Below are 21,348 nucleotides of genomic sequence, written 5' to 3' on the forward strand. Positions count from 1 at the left end.
GGAGAAATAACCATGCCAGACCAAGCCCACCCTTCACCCAATACCGTGTGCGTCATAATCGCGATGTACAACGGCGCCGACAGCATTGAGCAAACACTGGCGTCCGTGGCCGGGCAAACGCGACTGCCCGATCACGTCATCGTCATCGACGATGGCTCCACCGATGATGGCCCCCAACGGGTCAGGGACTTCAAGGCGCCGTTTCGCCTGACGCTGTTGCATCAAGCCAACGAAGGCCAGGCCAGCGCCCGCAACCACGGACTGCAGCACACTGAAGAGACTCTTGTGGCGTTTCTCGATGCCGATGACAGATGGTATCCGCGAAAGCTGGAGCAACAAGTGGCACTGTTTGAAGAACTGGATCGTCAGGGACGGCCGGTGGGGCTGATAGATTGCTACGTGCATAACGACTACAGCGACGGCAGGCGAATACTGGAAGACCGGCAAAAAAACGGTAGGCATTTCGACGATTTCATCCGCGCCAACGTCCTCAATGGCGTGTCCTCCGCGATGGTCAAACGCGACGTGATCATGCAACTCGGCGGCTTCAATGCCAGCCTGCGTTACTCCGAAGACCGCTTCATGTGGACCCGGATCGCCGAACACTGGGAGGTCCATACGGTGCCAGAGGTGCTGCTGCAGCGCATGGTCAACAGCGCCAACATGACCGCGCAACCGACAAGGTACTACCCGCACAAGATCAGGTTCATCGAAGAGTACCTCGCCCACTTTGGCCCGCAGCTCAGCAAGCAGCAACGGATCGATTTCGCGCTGGGCAGCCTCTCCGACTTTCTCGAACTGTTTTCCCGCAGAGGAGAGCATGCCCAAGTGATCGGTGTGTACCGGCGAATGCTGGAGTATTCCTGGCAAGCGCTGATCTTCAGGAACGGCAAACCGACATTGCGCTTCCTCTATGCATGCGTCCAATCATTGCGCAAGGCACCTGCGTCCACCACCGCTCATTGAGCCGGTATCCGCCATGGCCAATCATCGTCTGGTTAAATTGATCTGGATTTTCACCGAGAAATTCGGCCTGATTTTCCTGTCGATGATTACCTTTGTCGCGTATGCCAGGCTGCTGTCGCCCACAGAGTTGGGTGTGGGCACGGTCATCATTGCCGTCGTCGAGTTGATCGGGATGATTTATTCCTCGGTTCTGGAAGACCCGCTGGTACGACTCGAACGACTGGAAGACAAACACATCGCCACAGCCTTCTGGGCGTCGGTACTCGTCAGCCTGCTGTCCATCGTCGTCATCTCGGGCGCGGTAACGCTGTACACACCCGAACCGGTGCTGCGATGGATGACAGCGGTGGCCTCGGTGAAAATCCTGTTCACCATGATGGCGCGGGTCTATGTGGCGCAAATGCGCCGTAGCGGCAACTTCAGGATGTTGGCGTCGCGCACGTTACTGGGCAAAGTATGTGGTGGCGTGGGTGGCATCGCTGTCGCGCTTTGGGGGTTGGGGGCCTGGGCGGTCATTGCCCAGGTACTGATCATGGAGTTCGTGTCCATTGTCGTATTGATGCGTGCAGACCCGCGCCGCATTGCCTTTAGCATTGACGGCCCGCTCCTGCGCGAACTGTTGAAGGCCGGCGCACCGGTTGCCATCAACGCGCTGAGTTCGCAAACGCTACAGCGCGGGGTCACCGTCATCCTGGGCATGACGGCCGGCAGCAACGCGGTGGGCATGTTCAACATGGCGATGCGCATCATCGATCTGCCGCGCACGGCGATCTATCACGGCCTGATCAGCTATGCGCTGCCGGTGTTTGCCCGGCGCAGCGCCGATCCCTCGCGGTTGCGCGCGATCATCAGCGATTCGACTGCCGTCAGCGGCTTCCTGCTGACGCCCCTGTTCATCGGCATCGCACTCACGGCGCATGACCTGATCCTGTTGATCTTCGGCGCCAAATGGACCGAGGCCATTCCCCTGCTGCAAGTGCTTGCGTGCACGGCAGCCATCGGCAATACCGCCATGTACGCCACAACCGCACTGGTCGCGGTCAATTGCAGCCACCTGACCATCAAGGCCGAAGTGGCAACCACCGTACTGGCACTGGCGCTGGTCTATAGCTTCGGCAGCCTTTATGGCGGCATGGCCGCCGCCCTCGCCCTGCTAGCCCGGATGGCGATCATCACGCCACTGCAAATCCGTGGGTTGAACCGCGCAATCGGCTATGACTGGCGGCTGTTTTTCGAAACCAACTATCGCAGCGTGGTTGCCTCGTTGGTCATGGCTGCGATCGTCCTGATGGTTTCTTTCCGATTGAGTGTTCAAGGCTACCTGCACCTGTTCTGCAACATCGTGGTTGGCGCGCTGAGCTATGCCGTGGCGTACAGCGTGATGCATCCGCGCTGGCTGCAAGAATTCAAATCGGTTTTCACCACCCGCTGAGAGGACGCACCCGACAACCTTTCTCCTACCCGGCCCACATTCTCCTGACTCGCGCAATTTCCTTGTGACAGGAACGCCTCATCATGCACAAAACCACGTTGATTACCGGCGGGGCCGGATACATCGGCTCGCATACCACCCTGACCCTGATTGACGCCGGTCAACAGGTGCTGGTCCTCGATAACTTGTGTAACAGCTGCCGCGAATCGCTCGCGCGCCTGGAGTATCTGACTCGCAAGCGAGTCGACTTCATTGAAGGTGATATCCGCGATAACCACCTGCTCGATGAAATCTTCAGCCGCTACGACATCGATGCCGTGGTGCACTTTGCCGGTCTCAAATCCGTGGAGGAAAGCATTCGAAAGCCGCTCGACTATTACGCCAACAATGTCATTGGTACGCTCAATCTTTGCCATGCGATGGCCCGATTCGAGGTCTTCAAACTGGTGTTCAGCTCATCGGCCACGGTGTATGGCATTCCCCGACAGATACCGCTCATTGAAGATCTGGGCACAGGCAAACCGATCAATCCCTATGGTCGTACCAAGCTGCTGATCGAAGAGTTGCTCACCGACCTGTGCCTGTCCGATCCGCAGTGGAGCATTGCGGTGCTGCGCTACTTCAACCCGATTGGTGCTCACGATAGCGGGCTGATCGGGGAAAACCCCAATGGCAAGCCCAACAATCTGCTGCCTTGCCTGACACGAGTCGCGATGAGGCAAATGCCCGAACTCACCGTATACGGCAGCGACTATCCCACTGTCGACGGAACGTGCGTGCGCGATTACGTCCATGTGGTCGACCTTGCCGAAGGCCATCTCAAAGCGTTGCGGGCGTTGCAGAACAGAAACGGTATCCACGTCTGGAACCTGGGAACAGGCATTGGCCACAGCGTGCTGCAAATCATCCGCAGCTTCGAGGACATTACCGGTATTACCATCCCGTTCCGGTTCGCGCCGCGCCGTGTCGGCGATATCGCCGAATGTTGGGCCGACCCCACCAAGGCGGGGCGTGATCTGGGCTGGTACGCACAGCGCGACCTGATGCAGATGATCATCGACACCTGGCGATGGCAAATGTGTAATCCGCACGGATACCGCTCCCAACCCGGATTGGCCGCATCGATTGTGTTAAAGCAATGGGTATGAGCAGGTACATCCTTTTGGCAGCCCTGGTATCGGTTGTGTGCTACGCGTCGGGGGGCACTCCCCCGCCGCTGGCCAACGGCCTGGTGCTGTGGCTCGACGCTGCCGATGCTTCAAAAATGACCTTCGATGCCCAGAACCACCTCCTGCGGTGGCACGACAAGTCCGGCAAATCCAATGACGTTACCGTAGACGATGCCGCAGGCGCCGCACTTCCGCTGCGTGTGGAGGACGCCATGAATGGCCATTCGGTGGTGCGTTTGAGTGGCTCGTCGGCGTTCCTTGGCAAGACAATTCGTGCCGCAAAAGGCCCCATGACCTTATTGATCGTGTCACGCAGACTGAACGGGCAAAGCGGCGGCGAGACCTGGCAGCGGCTGTTCAGCTCGCGCCCGTGGATCGCTGAAAACGACAACGTGGCACCGAATTTCGCGATCAGCGTGCAACAGCCCACCGCCTACGATCCAACCCTGTTTGTTCTGGAACTCAACGACGTGCCTATAGGCCCGTTTGCGGTGGGGCGCAATGTGGTCGGTAGCACTGAAGACTTGCGTGGCGACATCGCGGAAGTGTTGGTGTACGACCGTCACCTGGCCTCTCTGGAGGAACGGCAGCGCGCGTTTCAGTATCTGGCGCAAAAGTGGTCCGTCGCTATCCCCAAGGCTGCCAATTCCTGGACCCGTATCGGCCCCCTGGACGCTGTACCGCAGCGGATCAATGCCGAACTGCCGTTGTCCGATCAGGCCAATGTCGGCCAATGGAGGGTGGACAGCCAATTTTCCGACGACTTCAACGGTGCGACCCTTAACACCAGTCGCTGGCACGTCAACAATGCCACGGGCACCGAATCGCTCGGGCGTAAACCGGCGCTGTTCACGCCGAACAATGCCTACCTGAGTGATGGCAATCTCAACATCGTTTTCCGCAAGGAAAACGTGCCGCAAAAGTACGTTCGGCTGGGTTACCAAGGCTATAGCTCGGCGATGGTCCGCACGATCGAGCGCAGTTTTTACGGCTACTACGAAGCCCGCGCCAAACCCATGGAATCGGCGGGTTCCAGCGCCTTCTGGCTAGCGTGGACGGGGCTTGCCGACAATGCCACGGAGATCGACATATTCGAGATCGGCGGCAAGACCAAGGGCGCCGCCTTCGACCGTCTATACAACATGAACGCCCATGTCTGGGCCACGCCACAAAGCACCGCCCACCTCAGCGACGGCAGCAGCTGGATCGCCCCGTGGCGCCTGGCCAGCGACTTTCATGTCTACGGTTTTGACTGGCAACCCGACACCTTGCGCTGGTACGTAGACGGCGTCCTGGTGCGAGAGGCCAAGAACACCCACTGGTTCTTCCCGATGCAAATCAACTTTGACAGCGAGGCCATGTGGAATTGGTTCGGCGTTGTCGACGACGCCGATCTGCCCTCCACTTTCAGCGTGGACTACCTCAAGGTGTGGCGGCGCGGTCGATAGCCGGGTCTTGATCCAGCGTCTTTGAATTTGATCCTTCCCCTTCCATCCTTGCTCAGCGGCAGATTCACTACATCAGCCATCGGATTCGGCCAAGGGATGAAGCCGATGGTTATTCGTGTTGCTCAGCGGACAAACGCCATCGGGCAGCACATGGGTGCCGGTCAGGCGTTTCGCCGCTACAATGCGCACCTTGACCGTGACAAGCCAGACTAAAAAAACATGTCCCTACCCAAGCATCACCTGGAATTGCTCAGCCCCGCCCGCGACGTGGCCATCGCCCGCGAGGCCATCCTGCATGGCGCCGACGCGGTGTACATCGGCGGCCCGAGCTTCGGCGCCCGCCACAACGCCTGTAACGAGGTGAGCGATATCGCCCAATTGGTGGAATTCGCCCGTCGCTATCACGCGCGGGTGTTCACCACCATCAACACAATCCTGCATGACAACGAGCTGGAGCCGGCGCGCAAGCTGATCCACCAGTTGTACGACGCCGGCGTCGATGCGCTGATCGTCCAGGATCTGGGCGTGATGGAGCTGGACATTCCACCGATCGAGCTGCACGCCAGCACCCAGACCGACATCCGCACCCTGGCGCGGGCGAAGTTCCTCGATCAGGCCGGTTTCTCGCAACTGGTACTGGCCCGCGAGCTGAACCTCCAGGAGATCCGCGCCATTGCCGACGAGACCGACGCGGCCATCGAGTTTTTCATCCATGGCGCGCTGTGCGTGGCGTTCTCCGGCCAGTGCAACATCTCCCATGCGCAGACCGGTCGCAGTGCCAACCGTGGCGACTGCTCCCAGGCCTGCCGCCTGCCCTACACCCTCAAGGATGAAAAAGGCGGTGTGATCGCCTACGAAAAACACCTGCTGTCGATGAAGGACAACAACCAGAGCGCCAACATCCGCGCGCTGGTGGAAGCCGGTGTACGCTCGTTCAAGATCGAGGGGCGCTACAAGGACATGGGCTATGTGAAGAACATCACCGCCTACTATCGCCAGCGCCTGGACGACGTCCTCGAAGACCGTCCGGACCTGGCTCGCGCTTCCAGCGGCCGCACCGCGCACTTCTTCCTGCCCGATCCGGACAAGACTTTCCATCGTGGCAGCACCGACTACTTCGTCAGCGAGCGCAAGATCGACATCGGCGCCTTCGACTCGCCGACCTTCACCGGCCTGCCGGTGGGCGTGGTGGAGAAAGTCGGCAAGCGCGACCTGCTGGTGGTCACCCACGAACCGCTGTCCAACGGCGACGGCCTCAATGTGCTGGTCAAGCGCGAGGTGGTGGGCTGGCGTACCAACATCGCCGAGCCCAAGGGCGAGTTCGAAGAAGACGGTGAAAAGCGCTACCGCTACCGTGTCGAGCCCAACGAAATGCCGAAGGGGCTGCACCAGTTGCGGCCGAATCACCCGCTGAGTCGCAACCTCGACCACAACTGGCAGCAAGCCCTGCTCAAGACCTCCGCCGAGCGCCGGGTGGGTCTGGCCTGGGTCGCTCGCCTGCGTGAGGATCGCCTCGAACTGACCGCCACCAGCGAGGAAGGTGTCAGCGCCAATGTCGCCCTCGACGGTCCATTCGGCCTGGCCAACAAGCCGGAACAGGCCCTGGAGCAACTGCACGACTTGCTCGGCCAGTTGGGCACCACGCAATACCACGCCACGGATATCAAGCTGGATGCACCGCAGGCGTATTTCATCCCGAACTCCCAGCTCAAGGCTTTGCGCCGCGAAGTCATCGAAGCGCTGACCGCGGCCCGCATCGAAGCCCACCCACGGGGTGGTCGCAAGGCCGAGACCAATCCGCCACCGGTGTACCCGGAGTCCCACCTGTCGTTCCTGGCCAACGTCTACAACCAGAAAGCCCGCGACTTCTATCACCGGCACGGCGTCAAGCTGATCGACGCGGCCTATGAGGCTCACGAGGAGACCGGCGAGGTGCCGGTGATGATCACCAAGCACTGCCTGCGCTTCTCCTTCAACCTCTGCCCCAAGCAGGCCAAGGGCGTCACCGGCGTGCGCACCAAGGTCGCACCGATGCAGCTGGTGCACGGTGACGAGGTATTGACGTTGAAGTTCGACTGTAAGCCTTGCGAGATGCACGTGATCGGCAAGATGAAGGGGCACATCCTTGGTCTGCCGCAACCGGGCAGCGTGCAGCCGGTTGTCGGGCACATCAGCCCTGAAGACCTGCTCAAGACCATCCCTCGCGCGCCCCACTGAGTGACGGGCGAGCGCGCCGCTACGGCGTCGCGCTCGCTGTGTTCGGAGGGATATTTAACCGACACAAAAAAACGCCAGGCCGAATCGGCACTGGCGTTTCTCGTAAACACGACCATCCAGGACTCGCGCAATACCGCCGACTGAGTCATGACTGGATGAGTGTAAGGAAAATGGCAGGGGCGGCTGGATTCGAACCAACGCATGGCAGGATCAAAACCTGCTGCCTTACCGCTTGGCGACGCCCCTGTAGCTGTTGCGACGAGTGCCTGGCACTCTCTTTCTGATTTCGCAGCTTACGAGCAATATCGAGCTGCTGCGTCCCTACGCTGCAAGCCCCGTAAGGGCCTCTGCAAGAACGCGCGGAAATTTATCAACTTTCGCTGCGTCTGGGAAGCCCAAAAACAAACTAATTTGTTTTAAAACAGAGATTTACTGTTGATCCAGGCTATTCGGGATATCCGGAGGGTGCCATGGCAGCCGTTACCGATACGCTGAAGCTGTTTCTCACCGGCGATGTCATGACCGCCCGAGGCATCGACGCAGTGCTGCCGCATCCTGGCGATCCACGGCTTTACGAAGACTACGTCAAGAAAGCCGGCGATTACGTCCGGTTGGCAGAACGACACAATGGCCCGATTCCCCGCCCGGTCGATTTCACCTATATCTGGGGCATTGCGCTGGATGAGTTCGAACTTCGCCAGCCACACGCACGCATTATCAACCTGGAAACAGCGGTGACCCGCCGCGGACGACCGGAGCCAAAGGGCATCAATTACCGCATGAGCCCGGGGAACTTCCCGGCCATCAGTGCCGCCGACATCGATTGCTGCGTGCTGGCCAACAACCATGTGCTGGACTGGGGCGTGCCTGGCCTGGCCGATACGCTGGCCACCCTGGCGAACAACGGCATGTGCAGTGCCGGCGCCGGGCTCAACCGACAATCTGCCGAAGCGCCCGCCGTGCTGCCGTTGTCAGGCGGACAGCGCTTGCTGGTGTTTGGCCTCGGCGCTCCCGACAGCGGCATTCCACCGCAGTGGGCCGCCACGGATAGCCGCGCGGGCGTCGCGCGGCTGGAAGATCTGTCGATGCAAAGCCTGCGCCCTGTGGCCGAACGAATTCTCAAGTACAAAAATCCGGGGGATCGGGTGCTGGCCTCCATTCATTGGGGCGGCAACTGGGGGTTCGAGATCCCGCAGGAGCAGGTCCGGTTCGCCCATGCCCTGATCGATGAGGCCGGAGTTGACGTGGTGCATGGCCATTCCTCGCACCACGTCAAAGGCATCGAGGTGTACCGCGAGCGCCTGATTCTCTATGGCTGCGGGGATCTGCTGAACGATTACGAAGGCATCGAGGGCCACGCAGATTATCGCGGCGACCTGGGGCTTCTGTACTTTGTCTCGCTGGCCCCGGACGGACGCCTGCAGACGCTGGAGCTGATACCCACTCGCCTGCAGCGCTTTCGCCTCTGTCGCGCCGAAGGGGATGACCGTCAATGGCTGCAAGACACCCTTTCTCGCGAGTGCAAACGCTTGGGCAGCAGCCTCCAGACGGGCGCGCAAAATACCTTCGAGTTGCGTTGGTAGGCTTTTTCATTTCTGCGTCGCTTTTGCATTTCTGTGCGACAGATCGCACTTCAGGTACTCCCGTACTACTCCCTCTTGGTGTTAGTTTGGAAAAGTTTCTGACTAATCAATCAGATATTTCCTACCAACCACCTGCAAAGGAATGCCCCCAGCAATGGACTTTTCACTTAAGCAACTGGCCGCGACAACCCTGATGCTGGCCAGCCTTTTGTCGTTCACCACCTCAGCGCACGCCAACATTACCCCGCAACAGAGCGCGACCATCCTCAAGACCTTCAGCGATGCATCGGTAACGGATTTCAGGCAGTTCCTGGAACGCCTGGCCAAGAGCGAGCTTGCCAAAACCGGTAACCTCGGCCCGGCAATCAGTGCTTTCCAGGGCAACAAGCCCCTTTCCGCTGAACAGCAGAACGAGATTCATCGCCTGCTTGGCCTCTATGCGCGGGTGAAGTACGGCAACGCGGCCACCGAGACCCTGCGCGAACTGGTGGCCATCCCGACCTTCCGCGTGGACGGCGTGGCCCAACACGACAACCCTGAATTCATCAAGATCGGCGACAAGCTCAAGGGCCTGGCCCAGGCCTTCAACCTGAACTTTCGCAATATCGACAACCGAGTCTATGAAATATCCCTCGAAGGGGCTGGCGACGAAATCGTGGGCATTCACGCACATGCCGATGTGGTGCCCGTGACGCCGGAGAACTGGGTCTTGAAAGACGGCACCCGCCTCGACCCGTTCAAGGTCACCCTGGTCGGCGACCGTATGTATGGCCGAGGCACCGAGGATGACAAAAACGGCATCGTGGTCGCGCTCTACGCCATGAAGATCATCAAGGAAGAGAAGCTGCCGCTGGCTCGCCATTTCAAGCTGCTGGTAGACACCACCGAGGAAACCACCGGCGACGCCATCCCCTATTACTTCGAACACAACCCGACACCCAACTACAACCTGGCGCTGGATGGCGGCTACCCGGTGGTGATTGCCGAGAAAGGCTACGGCACCGTCATGGCGAACTTTGCCCTGCGGAGCGCTCAGGGCAAGGGCGCCGAAATCACCTCAATGACCGGCGGCCTGGCAACCAACCAGATTCCGTCAACGTCGGTCGCTACCCTTGTGACTGATAAGCCCGCCGAACTGGCCGCCAGTCTGCAGAAGGCAGGTAGCGATTATGCCAAGCGCAATGGCGGCAACTTCGAGGTGACCGCCAAGGTCGTCGGCAAGGACGTCAAGCTCACGGTCACCGGCGTTTCCGCCCACTCCTCCGAGCCCGAGTCAGGCATCAACCCGGTGGCACGGATGCTGGGCTTCATCAACAGCCTCGACGGCAAGGTCGCGCTCAAGCACAACCACATTACCGACGCCGCCCGTTATGCCGTCGACAACTGGGGACTGGACTACCTGGGCGGCAAGTTGGGGGTCGGTTTTTCCGATGCCTTCATGGGGCCGCTGACCACCTCCCTGACCTATGTCGGGATGGATGAAAAAGCCTTCAAGCTTGCGGTCAACCTGCGCGTGCCGAAGGGCAAGTCCCCGGAAGCGCTCAAGGCTGAAATCGCCGAAAAGCTGGGTGCCTGGAGCAAGAAGACTCACATTGCAGTGGCCTTCGACTACAAGATCGCCGAGCCGATGTACCGCAACCCCGAAGGTGAATGGGTCAAAGCGCTGTTGGCCGTGGCCAGCGAGAACCTTGGCATGGAACACAAGTTCGGTACCTCAGCCGGCGCCACTTCGGTCCATGAGCTGCCCAACGGCGTGCAGTTCGGCTTGGCCAGGCCCGAGCTCAAGTACACCGGCCACAACGACAACGAGTTCAAGACCGTCGACCAGTTCCTGCTGGACCTGCAGATCGTGACCGAGATGATGGGTCGCATCGGGCAGTTGCCGACACTCTGATCCCCCGTCCGGACCCGCCATTCTGGCGGGTCCATCGTTTTGATCCTCTTGCCATGAACCGGCGGCTATCGCATAACTGACCTATTCTGAATCAACCGACAAGAAGTCAAACCCCACCTGATGTACCCGGACTCTTTACAGCAATGGAGGCTAGGCGATGAAGGAGCAATCGATTGAGTTCCGCCCTGGAGAGGGACACTTTGAAGAGGGGCACTCTGCGCTCCTCGCCATGACCCACGCCACCCAATCTTCCACGACCAATAGCCGCATCGAACTTTACACCCAGGAGTCGATGGTCAACTGGCTAGGCCCGTTTCAGCTCCTGCGCACGGGCATGCAATCGGCCGCCGCCACCACCATGGGTGCCTTCGCGGACCCTCGCGATGTGCTGGCCATGCTCAACCCCCGGGGCTCTAACCCACCCATTCAGGTGGCTGCCGACGGTGACGTGTGGATCGACTATCTGGCGGATACCGGCGATGGCTGGGACTCCACCTATTCCATGGCGCTGTGCGTCAGCCAGGATGTCAAGTTGCCAGAGCTCACGCTGCCGCGCGGCGACGTGCTGCTGCTCGGCGGCGATCAGGTCTACCCCACACCGGCCCAATCCGGCTATCGCACCCGTTTCCTTGATCCCTTCCGCGCCGCCTTTCCCGCGCCGGTCCCCAAGGTTCGCCCGAATGAGCAGGACCAGCCCGTGCCGCAGCCAGGTGCACCATGGATGGTGGCGACGCCCGGCAACCACGATTGGTATGACGGCCTGCGCGGGTTCTCCCAACTGTTTTGTGAGCAGAAGCCCATCGGCGGCTGGGAAACCCGTCAACACACCAGTTACTACGTGCTGCAGCTGCCCAATGGCTGGTGGATCTGGGGCCTGGACCTGCAATTGGAGTCGATGATCGACCGCCAGCAGAAGCAGTACTTCGAAGAGATGCGCGCCAAACTGCAGCCAGGCGACCGCGTGATCCTCTGTACACCCGAGCCGAGCTGGGTGGATGAGGCCGAACGACTCGCACGCGTGGGGCGCAAGACCCTGCCCTCGATCGAGACCCAGACCTTGCGCTTCAGCAGTCTGCGCGAGATCGAGCAGCTCTTGGGTGACCACTTGGCGGTGGTCCTGGCCGGAGACTCGCACCACTACGCGCGCTACCAGCCAAAAGCCGGCAGCCAGGCACCGCAACGCATCACCTGCGGAGGCGGTGGCGCCTTCCTGCATGGCACTCATCAACTTCCAGATCCGCCCGAGCCGATCAGCGTCGGCGGAACGCCGCAGCACTACGAGCTGGCGGCAACCTACCCGGATAAAAAAACCTCCGAGCAGCTGCGTAACCGGGCATGGCGGCTACCCACCCACAACCTCTCGTTCTGCGGCATGCTGGCGATCTTGTACTTGCTGTTCGACTGGATGGTAGAAAGCGCCAGCAAGGTGCCCCATCCGGCGCGCGATAACCGCAGCCTGATCGAGGTATTGTCTGGCCTCGAAGTATCTATTCCCAACCTGCGCGAGGTATGGCGACAACTGGTCCTGGTCCTGGCACACAGTCCTTCGTCGGTGATGCTCGCCGTGACCATTGTGCTGGGCTGCGCAGTGCTCTCAGCCGCCGGAGTCAAACGCACCCGAAAGCTTGCCTATGGCGTCGGGGCCGTTCACGGGTTGCTTCACCTGGGACTGGCGATCGGGCTGCTGTGGCTCATGGGCCGTATCAACATCCACTACTTGCAGTTCGAGGTAGAAAACCTGCTCCAGGTCTTGTTGTTCCTGGTGGGGACACTGGTGCTCGGTGGTAGTTTGGGAGGGCTGCTATTCGGTGCCTGGATGGTCATGGCCAACACTTTATGGGGGCTACATAGCGAAGTGGTTTTTTCCTCGCAACGCATCGCCGACCACAAATGCTTTCTGCGCATGCACTTCAACGGCGACCAACTCACCCTCTACCCGCTCAAACTGGAGAAGGTCTGCCGGCGCTGGTCCGTGGCGTCGGGAGTCGCCAAACTGGCGAAGGTGCAGCGCACCTGGAGGTTGCGGGCAACGCCTGAAAGCACTGGCCCGCGCTTCGTGCCGGCCTCGGGCGAGCTCGAACTGCGGCTGATCGAGCAGCCCATCGTGATTCGGCGTGGAGGAACCAGCTCATGAGGTCGCCCCCGCCGCCGTCTTGTGCTCATTCACAAACGTAATATACGACGTTACTCCTTCGCGCCCTCCTCCTCTTTCCCCTCCCAAGTAGTCTGAAACTCCCATCCCGCATGGGAGTTTCGGCCGATGCGCAATCCCCGGCGCTTCTCCATAGTTGCGACCAAAGGTCAACGGTCAGGCCTCGATGACCGCAATTGCTCTGGAGAAAGTCATGGCTACCGGCGAGCAAAATTCATCGCTAACGGGCGATCCGACCCCCCTATACATTCCGACCCTCGACTCAGTGGTCAACGCTCTCAGCGTTGTGACCTCTGGCGCGAGCGTTACGCTGGACGAAACGGCCGGGTTGCAAAACAGCACCGCCACGCCAAGCCCCGCGGGAGACGCTGACGACAATGACATTTTGCTGGCCTCCCTGCCCTCGACTTTCTCTACCCGTTTGACCGCACTGGGTGCAGGTACCGCAATGGGTGCGGCCTTGAGTGGCTATACCGGCGCCGTGGGCAATACCGGCAGCAATGCGTTCAGCGTCACCGCCGACCCTGGAGCAACCATTACCAACGTCAGCTTCGTCGACAGCACTGGCGCACTGCTCAATGGCGTGGACAGCGGACTGGACACCCTCGATGGCACCAGCATCCTTCTCTATACCGATACGAGCAACGACAACATCCTGGTGGGCCGAGCCGGGAGCGCAAGCGGCGCGATCGTGTTCGCAGCCTACATCGAAGAAACCGGATCGCCACTCTCGGGCGGCAAGATCTGGACCGTGGAGTACCAACCGCTCAAGCATCCAGATGCGACGAACCCCGACGATGCGGTCAATCTGCTGAACAAGGTGTTCATCGGCGCCGGTCAGGACGCGGAATTCAGTCTGGACAAAGCGCCGTCGGGCCAGCAGTTGTTCCTGATGTTCACGACCGCGGGCGCGACGGCCGATGCGAACGGCCGGATTCCTGGTGTCTCGATCGTCGTCACCGGCAGGGATCCGCTGGATCAGTCGGCAAGCAGTGATGCCATCACCAGCGCCGACACGGTCAACAGCAGCCAGGGCGGCGGCAGCACAACCCTGGGCACCAACAACCAGGCGATCACCGAACAGGAAGGCCTGCGCTTCAGCTTCGTCAGCGGTGCCAAGGCGGACTTCACCGTCCCCAACCTGAGCCCGGGCGAAGCGGGTGTCGAAGCGAACATCGACTTCACCCAGTACTTCGGCGCCCGCTCCGCGACCTTCAAGATCGTGCAGGAGACGGGCGGCACGACTGCGAAGCTCTTGCTCACCGCCGTCAAGAACGCCGACAACGTCAGCGGGTCGCAGAGCGGTGTCAACTTCGTCAACAGCTACGCCAACGACAGCACCGAAAAGGTCGCGATCACCAACGGCAGCGTCACCGTGAAGACGTTCGCGGGCGCCACCGTCAGCACCGCCGTCATCACCTACAACGCCGACGGCACGGTGCTGATCACCGGCGTTCCGACCGACTCGCAGATCACCTACAGCACGGCGACCGACCACAACCGCGTGATGATCGAGAACGCCGGGTTGCTGACCGACAAGAACGGCGACAAGACGCACGCTGACTTCGACATTGGCGGCTTCAAGGTGCTGCAGTCCAGTACATCAACCGCCGAAATCGGCTCCAAGATGATCTTCGAGGACGACGGGCCGAGCATCAGCACCACTGGCACCGAACCGACGCTGACAGTCGATGAATCGGTGCTGGCGACCAACGATACCAAGAGCTTTGCCGCCAACTTCACGTCGGCGTTTGGCGCTGATGGCGCCGGCACCCTGACCTATGCGCTGGGCGTGGTGGCGGGAGGCTCCGGGCTGACCGATACGGCCACCGGTGAAGCAGTCAACCTGTCGCTCAATGGCACGGTAGTGGAAGGCCGTACGGCCACCACCAACCAACTGGTGTTCACCGTCAGCGTCGCCGCCAATGGCGACGTCACCCTCGACCAGATCCGCGCCGTGGTGCATCCCGATGCGACCAATCCAGATGACTCGAAGACCCTGACCTCGGACAGCCTGGTGACGCTGACGGCCACCAAAACCGATGGGGACGGCGACAGCGTCCATGCCACCCTCAATATCGGGCAGAACCTGGTGTTCAAGGATGACGCCCCCAGCATCAGCACCACCGGCACCGAGCCAACGCTGACAGTCGACGAAACGGTACTGGCGACCAACGATACCAAGAGCTTCGCCGCCAACTTCAGCTCGGCGTATGGCACTGACGGGGCCGGCACCCTGACCTATGCGCTGGGCGTGGTCGCGGGCGCCTCAGGGCTGGTGGACACAGCCACGGGCGAGGCGGTCAACCTGTCGCTCAACGGCGGCGTGGTGGAAGGCCACACGGCCACCACCAACCTGCTGGTATTCACGGTCAGCGTCGCCGCCAACGGTGACGTCACCCTCGATCAGCTCCGCGCCGTGGTGCATCCCGACACGACCAATCCCGATGATTCGAAAACGCTGACCGCGGACAATCTGGTGACCCTGACCGCAACCATCACCGACAAGGACGGCGACAGCACCCAGGCGACCCTCAACATCGGCCAGAACCTGGTGTTCAAGGACGACGGACCGAGCATCAGCACCACCGGCACCGAACCGACGTTGACGGTGGATGAGACGGTGCTGACCACCGACGCCACCCAGAGCTTCGCGGCGAACTTCACCTCGGCGTATGGCGCCGATGGCGCCGGCACGCTGACCTATGCGCTGGGCGTGGTGGCGGGTGCCTCCGGGCTGACCGACACGGCCACCGGTGAGGCAGTCAACCTGTCGCTCAACGGCGGCGTGGTGGAAGGCCGCACAGCCACTACCCACCTGCTGGTGTTCACCGTCAGCGTGGCCGCCAACGGTGACGTCACCCTCGACCAGCAACGGGCCGTGGTGCATCCCGATCCAACCAATCCGAATGATTCGACGAGTCTGTCCTCGGACAATCTGGTAACCCTGACGGCGACCAAAACCGATGGAGACGGCGACAGCGCCCATGCCACGCTCAACATCGGCCAGAACCTGGTGTTCCAGGACGACGGCCCTGCACTTGCCTTCGGCAACCTGATCGGCACCGGTAGCATCCTTCCACAACAAGGGTACTGGGATCACTCGGCCGGAGCCGACGGACTGGGGGCAACCGGTCTGGATATTTCGTTGGTGAATAACCAATTCACCCTCGTCCGGCCAGACAACACGACCACCACCGGCACCGGCACGCTCACCGAGCAGTCGCCTTCACCGGACGTCAATGGCGCCTACCATTTCGCCGGCACGTTGACCGGTGATTTCGACAACAATGCCGCCACCGCGAATACCTCCGTCGACTACACGCTGACCGCCTATAGCAATGGCACCTATACACTGGACCTGGTGCAAGGCTTCAGTTCGCAGATTGTGCTGAGCAGTGCCGACGGCTCGCTCAGTGCCGGCGGCCCGGATCCAGTGCGCACATTGTTGATCCCACCGCAGAATCCGCCGACCATTCCTTCGCCATCCGAGGAGATTGTGTTCTTTTCCGCCAAGGCGACGGCGTCGACTTCGGACATCCTGACCGGCATCGGGGTCGGGAAACCCGACCCCACCGAAGCCCAGCTACAGACCACCCCCCTGCCCTCGTACATCGACCCTGCGGCCATGAACGTCAGCACGTCCGGCATCGGCGTCGGCAATAACATTCTCCAGGGAGACAACCTGGTGGCCATCAGCGCTGCCGATGAAAGTTTCGTGATCAATCCGGAGACCCTGCTGGCGGGCATGAAGATCTTCATCGATAACTCCGTGGGGGGGTACAACACGGCAACCGAAGACCTGTACTACAGGGCCTACTACGAGGATGGCACCTTCTCGAACCTGATCGAGGTGAACACCGTGACACCGGAGGCCGGCGGACAGGTGTCCTTCCTCGTTCAGCAACAAGGCACGAAGTTGATTGACGCGGTTCAGCTCACGATGGGCCGAGGCGATGTCAAGATCCCGGTGATCGAGTTCATTCAGCCGACCGAAAGCCTGGCCAGCGATATCAAGCTGGCATTCAACGCGACGCTGACGGACAAGGATGGGGACTCGGCGACGAGTGGTTTCGACGCCAACCTGTTCGCCAACGACTTGGGCACCACCTTCGACTTCACGCTGGTGGGCACAAGCGGTGAGCGGGATGCCTTCAACGTCGATTTGTCACTCACCCAGAACAAGTACCAGATCACCGGCTTCGATGCGAGCGCAGGGCTGCGCGACACGCTGGTGCTCAACGGCGACCAGAGCGCCGTTGTGCAGTCGATCGACAACAGCGGTGCCAACAGCGTCGTGACGATTGCCGAAACGGGTGGACAGATCACGACCATCACCTTGGTCGGGGTTGATGTTCTGAATACCGACATTGTCCATGGCAGCGCCTGAGGCAGCGCGTGCGCGTAAAACAATGCGAGGGTGGCGAAAACCACCCTCGCATTGTTTTTGCAGTGCCAAAATGAGATCGGCACGGATCGAATTCGCTGTGGGCTCTCAAACACCACAAGGCTTAAACACGGCAGAAAACAACGAGAACGACATGCAGCAGGCCACCAATGAGGACAGCTAGGCCGAAACTCCTATCCCGCATGGGAGTATCGGCCAATGTTCAATCTCCAGCGCTTAGTCATAGTTGTAGAGGTCAATGGTCAGGCCTCGATGACCGTAATTGCTCAGGAGAACGTCATGACTATTCGCGAGCAAAACTCATCGCTAACGAGCGATCCGACCTCCCTCAACTTAATGTCGATTACAGCCAACGCCCTGAGCGTGACGCCCGGCGCAAACGTTACGCTGGACGAAACGGCCGGGCTACAGAACCTCACCGCCACGCCAAGCCCCGCGGGAGACGCTGACGACAACGACATTCTGGTGGCCTCCCTGCCCTCGGCCTTCTCTACCCGTTTGACCGCACTGGGTGCAGGTACCGCAACGGGTGCGGCCTTGAGTGGCTATACCGGTGCCGTGGGCGACACCGGCAGCAATGCATTCACCCTCACCGACCCGTCCGGCGTTACCGATATCCGCTTCGTCGACAGTGCTGGCGCACCGCTCAATGGCCTGGATAGCGGACTGGATACCCTCGATGGCACCAGCATCCTTCTCTATACGGATACGAGCAACAATAACATCGTGGTGGGCCGCGCCGGGGGCCCAGCTGGCGCGATCGTGTTCGCTGGCTATATCGATGAAACCGGATCGCCGGTCTCGGGTGGCAAGATCTGGACAGTGGAGTACCAACCGCTCAAGCATCCAGATATGACGAACCCCGATGACTCGGTCAATTTGCTGAATAAGGTGTTCATCGGAGTCACTCAGGACCTGGGATTCAGTTTGACCAGTGCGCCATCCGGTCAGAACCTCTTCCTGATGTTCACGAAAGCGAATCCGACCGTTGTCGATGATGGTGGTGTTATGCGGATCACCGATCCCTCCATCATTGCCACCGGCAAGGACCCCGCAGACCAGTCAAGTGGCGCCAACATAAATACCGGCGACACGATCAATACCAGCCAGGGTGGTGGGCCAACCACCATCGGCACCAACAACCAGATGATTACGGAACAGGAAGGCATCCGCTTTTCGTTCGTCACCGGTGCCCGACAGGATGTGACCGTTCCCAACCTTAGTCAGACCGAAGCTGATGTTGAATCCAACATCGACTTTACCGGCGTTTTCAATTCGAAGTCGGCCAGTTTCGACGTTGTGCAGTTGCAAAGTGGCAAGAGCGCTGTGGTAAAAGTCAGCGCATTCAGCACCGCTGCTGAACCTGGCGCGAACTTCATCAACGGATATGCGAATGATGCGCCAGTGGCCATCACCAATGTTCGCGTCTTGAACCTCAGCACCGGGCAAGTGATCGAGAATTCAGACGGTTCGGTGAATGATCCGGCCATTACCATCAGCATTGCGGGTGGGGTTGCAACCATCAGCGGCGTTCTGGCCGGCTACCAGATTGAATACACCACAGCCTCGGATCACAACCGCGTGCTCGTCGAGAACGGTGCAGCCATCGACGCCAAGGGCAATAACCACGCCGATTTTGATATCGATGGCTTCCATCTGCGCCAAGCCTCTACTTCGACCGCCGAAATCGGCTCCAAGATGATCTTCGAAGACGACGGGCCAAGTATCAGCGCCACTGGCACGGAGCCAACACTGACGGTGGACGAAACGGTACTGACCACCGACGCCACCCAGAACTTCGCCGCCAACTTCAGCTCGGCGTTTGGCGCTGATGGCGCGGGCACATTGACCTACGCACTGGGTGTGGTGGCGGGCGGCTCCGGGCTGACCGACACGGCGACCGGTGAGGCCGTCAACCTGTCGCTCAACGGCAGCGTAGTGGAAGGTCGAACGGCCACCACCAACCTGCTGGTGTTCACGGTCAGCGTCGCTGCCAACGGTGACGTCACCCTCGACCAGCAACGGGCCGTGGTGCATCCCGATGCCACCAACCCCGATGACTCGACAAGCCTGACCTCGGACAACCTGGTGACCCTGACGGCCACCATCACCGACAAGGACGGCGATAGCACCCATGCTACCCTCAACATCGGGCAGAACCTGGTATTCAAGGATGACGGACCAAGCATCAGCACCACCGGCACCGAGCCAACACTGACGGTGGACGAAACGGTACTGACCACCGACGCCACCCAGAGCTTCGCGGCTAACTTCACCTCGGCGTTTGGCGCCGACGGTGCGGGTACGCTGACCTATGCGTTGGGTGTGGTAGCCGGTGCCTCCGGGCTGACCGATACGGCCACCGGTGAGGCAGTCAACCTGTCACTCAACGGCACCGTGGTCGAAGGACGCACGGCCATCACCAACCTGCTGGTGTTCACCGTCAGTGTGGCCGCCAACGGTGACGTCACTCTCGACCAGCAACGGGCCATAGTGCATCCAGACCCAACCAATCCGGATGACTCGAAGACGCTGACCTCGGACAATCTGGTGACCCTGACCGCCACCATCACCGACAAAGATGGCGACAGTGCCCATGCAACACTGAACATCGGCCAGAACCTGGTGTTCAAGGACGACGGGCCAAGCATCAGCACCACCGGCACGGAGCCAACCCTGACAGTCGACGAAACGGTACTGACCACCGACGCCACCCAGAGCTTCGCCGCTAACTTCAGCTCGGCATTTGGCGCTGACGGTGCGGGCACCCTGACCTATGCACTGGGCGTGGTCGCAGGCGGTTCCGGGCTGACCGATACCGCCACCGGTGAAGCGGTCAACCTGTCGCTCAACGGCACCGTGGTCGAAGGCCGTACCGCCACCACCAACCTGCTGGTGTTCACCGTTAGCGTGGCGGCTAATGGCGACGTCACCCTCGACCAGCAACGGGCCGTGGTGCATCCCGATCCAACCAATCCGGATGATTCGACCAGTCTGACCTCGGACAATCTGGTGACCCTGACGGCCACCATCACCGACAAGGACGGCGACAGCGCCCATGCCACCCTCAATATCGGGCAAAACCTGGTGTTCAAGGATGACGGACCGAGCATCAGCACCACCGGCACGGAGCCAACCCTGACGGTCGATGAAACGGTACTGACCACCGACGCCACCCAGAGCTTTGCAGCGAACTTCAGCTCGGCGTTTGGCGCCGACGGTGCGGGTACGCTGACCTATGCGTTGGGCGTAACTGCCGGCCCGTCGGGACTGACGGATACAGCCACCGGTGAAGCGGTGAACCTGTCACTCAACGGCACCGTAGTCGAAGGCCGCACGGCCACCACTAACCTGCTGGTGTTCACCGTCAGCGTGGCGGCTAATGGCGACGTCACCCTCGACCAGCAACGGGCGGTGGTGCATCCCGATCCGACCAATCCGGATGATTCGACGAGCCTGACCTCGGACAATCTGGTGACCCTGACCGCCACCATCACCGACAAGGATGGCGACAGCGCTCATACGACCCTGAATATTGGACAGAACCTGGTGTTCAAGGACGACGGACCGAGCATCAGCACCACTGGCACGGAGCCAACCCTGACGGTTGACGAAACGGTACTGACGACCGACGCCACCCAGAGCTTTGCAGCGAACTTCAGCTCGGCGTTTGGCGCCGACGGTGCGGGTACGCTGACCTATGCGTTGGGCGTAACTGCCGGCCCGTCGGGACTGACGGATACAGCCACCGGTGAAGCGGTGAACCTGTCACTCAACGGCAGCGTGGTCGAAGGCCGCACCGCCACCACCAACCTGCTGGTGTTCACCGTCAGCGTGGCGGCTAATGGCGACGTCACTCTCGACCAGCAACGGGCGGTGGTGCATCCCGATCCAACCAATCCGGATGATTCGACGAGTCTGACCTCGGACAATCTGGTGACGCTGACCGCCACCATCACCGACAAGGATGGCGACAGCGCTCATGCGACCCTGAACATCGGCCAGAACCTGGTGTTCAAGGATGACGGACCGAGCATCAGCACCACCGGCACGGAGCCGACGCTGACGGTCGATGAAAC

Annotated in this window: 10 protein-coding genes and 1 tRNA gene; 10 read left to right on the forward strand and 1 reads right to left on the reverse strand. The window is 60.6% G+C overall.

The genetic code is table 11. From position 1 onward, the window contains the following. Positions 1-12: 12 nt before the first annotated feature. The 5 genes from AC07VO_RS28300 to AC07VO_RS28320 all read left to right on the forward strand — a co-directional run bounded on the left by AC07VO_RS28300 (position 13) and on the right by AC07VO_RS28320 (position 7,232). Entirely contained in the window at positions 13-966 is a 954-nt protein-coding gene (locus AC07VO_RS28300) for a glycosyltransferase family 2 protein (RefSeq protein WP_086945652.1), read from the forward strand. Positions 967-979: 13 nt separating this feature from the next. Continuing rightward, positions 980-2,398, forward strand: coding sequence for an oligosaccharide flippase family protein (locus AC07VO_RS28305; RefSeq protein WP_192350252.1), 1,419 nt, complete (start codon positions 980-982; stop codon positions 2,396-2,398). An 83-nt stretch (positions 2,399-2,481) separates the two neighbouring features. Beyond that, positions 2,482-3,546: a UDP-glucose 4-epimerase GalE gene (galE, locus tag AC07VO_RS28310; protein WP_018928891.1), complete on the forward strand. Its 1,065-nt coding sequence runs from the start codon at positions 2,482-2,484 to the stop codon at positions 3,544-3,546. Further along, complete coding sequence (locus AC07VO_RS28315; protein WP_457327232.1) at positions 3,543-5,015, forward strand: LamG domain-containing protein; glycoside hydrolase family 16 protein; 1,473 nt, start codon at positions 3,543-3,545, stop codon at positions 5,013-5,015. Before galE ends, AC07VO_RS28315 begins: the two co-directional genes overlap by 4 nt. Before the next feature lie 219 nt (positions 5,016-5,234). Next, positions 5,235-7,232 carry a peptidase U32 family protein gene (locus AC07VO_RS28320; protein WP_192350249.1) on the forward strand — a complete coding sequence of 666 codons (1,998 nt, stop codon included), beginning with the start codon at positions 5,235-5,237 and terminating at the stop codon, positions 7,230-7,232. Between the two features lie 171 nt (positions 7,233-7,403). Here the strand turns inward: AC07VO_RS28320 and AC07VO_RS28325 are convergent. After that, a tRNA-Gln gene (locus AC07VO_RS28325) sits at positions 7,404-7,478 on the reverse strand. A gap of 224 nt (positions 7,479-7,702) precedes the next feature. Between AC07VO_RS28325 and AC07VO_RS28330 the strand changes: the two genes are divergently transcribed. The 5 genes from AC07VO_RS28330 to AC07VO_RS28350 all read left to right on the forward strand — a co-directional run. After that, positions 7,703-8,815, forward strand: a complete 1,113-nt coding sequence (locus AC07VO_RS28330) for a CapA family protein (protein ID WP_192350247.1) — start codon at positions 7,703-7,705, stop codon at positions 8,813-8,815. A gap of 154 nt (positions 8,816-8,969) precedes the next feature. Continuing rightward, on the forward strand, positions 8,970-10,709 hold the full coding sequence (locus AC07VO_RS28335) for a dipeptidase (protein WP_192350245.1): 1,740 nt from the start codon (positions 8,970-8,972) through the stop codon (positions 10,707-10,709). Positions 10,710-10,866: 157 nt separating this feature from the next. Next, on the forward strand, positions 10,867-12,843 hold the full coding sequence (locus AC07VO_RS28340) for a metallophosphoesterase (protein WP_192350243.1): 1,977 nt from the start codon (positions 10,867-10,869) through the stop codon (positions 12,841-12,843). Between the two features lie 211 nt (positions 12,844-13,054). Then, on the forward strand, positions 13,055-17,251 hold the full coding sequence (locus AC07VO_RS28345) for a DUF5801 repeats-in-toxin domain-containing protein (protein WP_310392643.1): 4,197 nt from the start codon (positions 13,055-13,057) through the stop codon (positions 17,249-17,251). A gap of 297 nt (positions 17,252-17,548) precedes the next feature. Then, a partial coding sequence (locus AC07VO_RS28350) for a DUF5801 repeats-in-toxin domain-containing protein (protein WP_495007724.1) occupies positions 17,549-21,348 on the forward strand: 3,800 nt, incomplete at its 3' end.

Source organism: Pseudomonas sp. GW821-FHT03E01 (genome assembly GCF_059420765.1).

Coding starts and splice junctions, on each gene's coding strand:
- AC07VO_RS28340 (WP_192350243.1), top strand. CDS start 10,867: ATGAAGGAGCAATCGATTGAGTTCCGCCCTGGAGAGGGACACTTTGAA.
- AC07VO_RS28345 (WP_310392643.1), top strand. CDS start 13,055: ATGGCTACCGGCGAGCAAAATTCATCGCTAACGGGCGATCCGACCCCC.
- AC07VO_RS28305 (WP_192350252.1), top strand. CDS start 980: ATGGCCAATCATCGTCTGGTTAAATTGATCTGGATTTTCACCGAGAAA.
- galE (WP_018928891.1), top strand. CDS start 2,482: ATGCACAAAACCACGTTGATTACCGGCGGGGCCGGATACATCGGCTCG.
- AC07VO_RS28320 (WP_192350249.1), top strand. CDS start 5,235: ATGTCCCTACCCAAGCATCACCTGGAATTGCTCAGCCCCGCCCGCGAC.
- AC07VO_RS28330 (WP_192350247.1), top strand. CDS start 7,703: ATGGCAGCCGTTACCGATACGCTGAAGCTGTTTCTCACCGGCGATGTC.
- AC07VO_RS28335 (WP_192350245.1), top strand. CDS start 8,970: ATGGACTTTTCACTTAAGCAACTGGCCGCGACAACCCTGATGCTGGCC.
- AC07VO_RS28315 (WP_457327232.1), top strand. CDS start 3,543: ATGAGCAGGTACATCCTTTTGGCAGCCCTGGTATCGGTTGTGTGCTAC.
- AC07VO_RS28300 (WP_086945652.1), top strand. CDS start 13: ATGCCAGACCAAGCCCACCCTTCACCCAATACCGTGTGCGTCATAATC.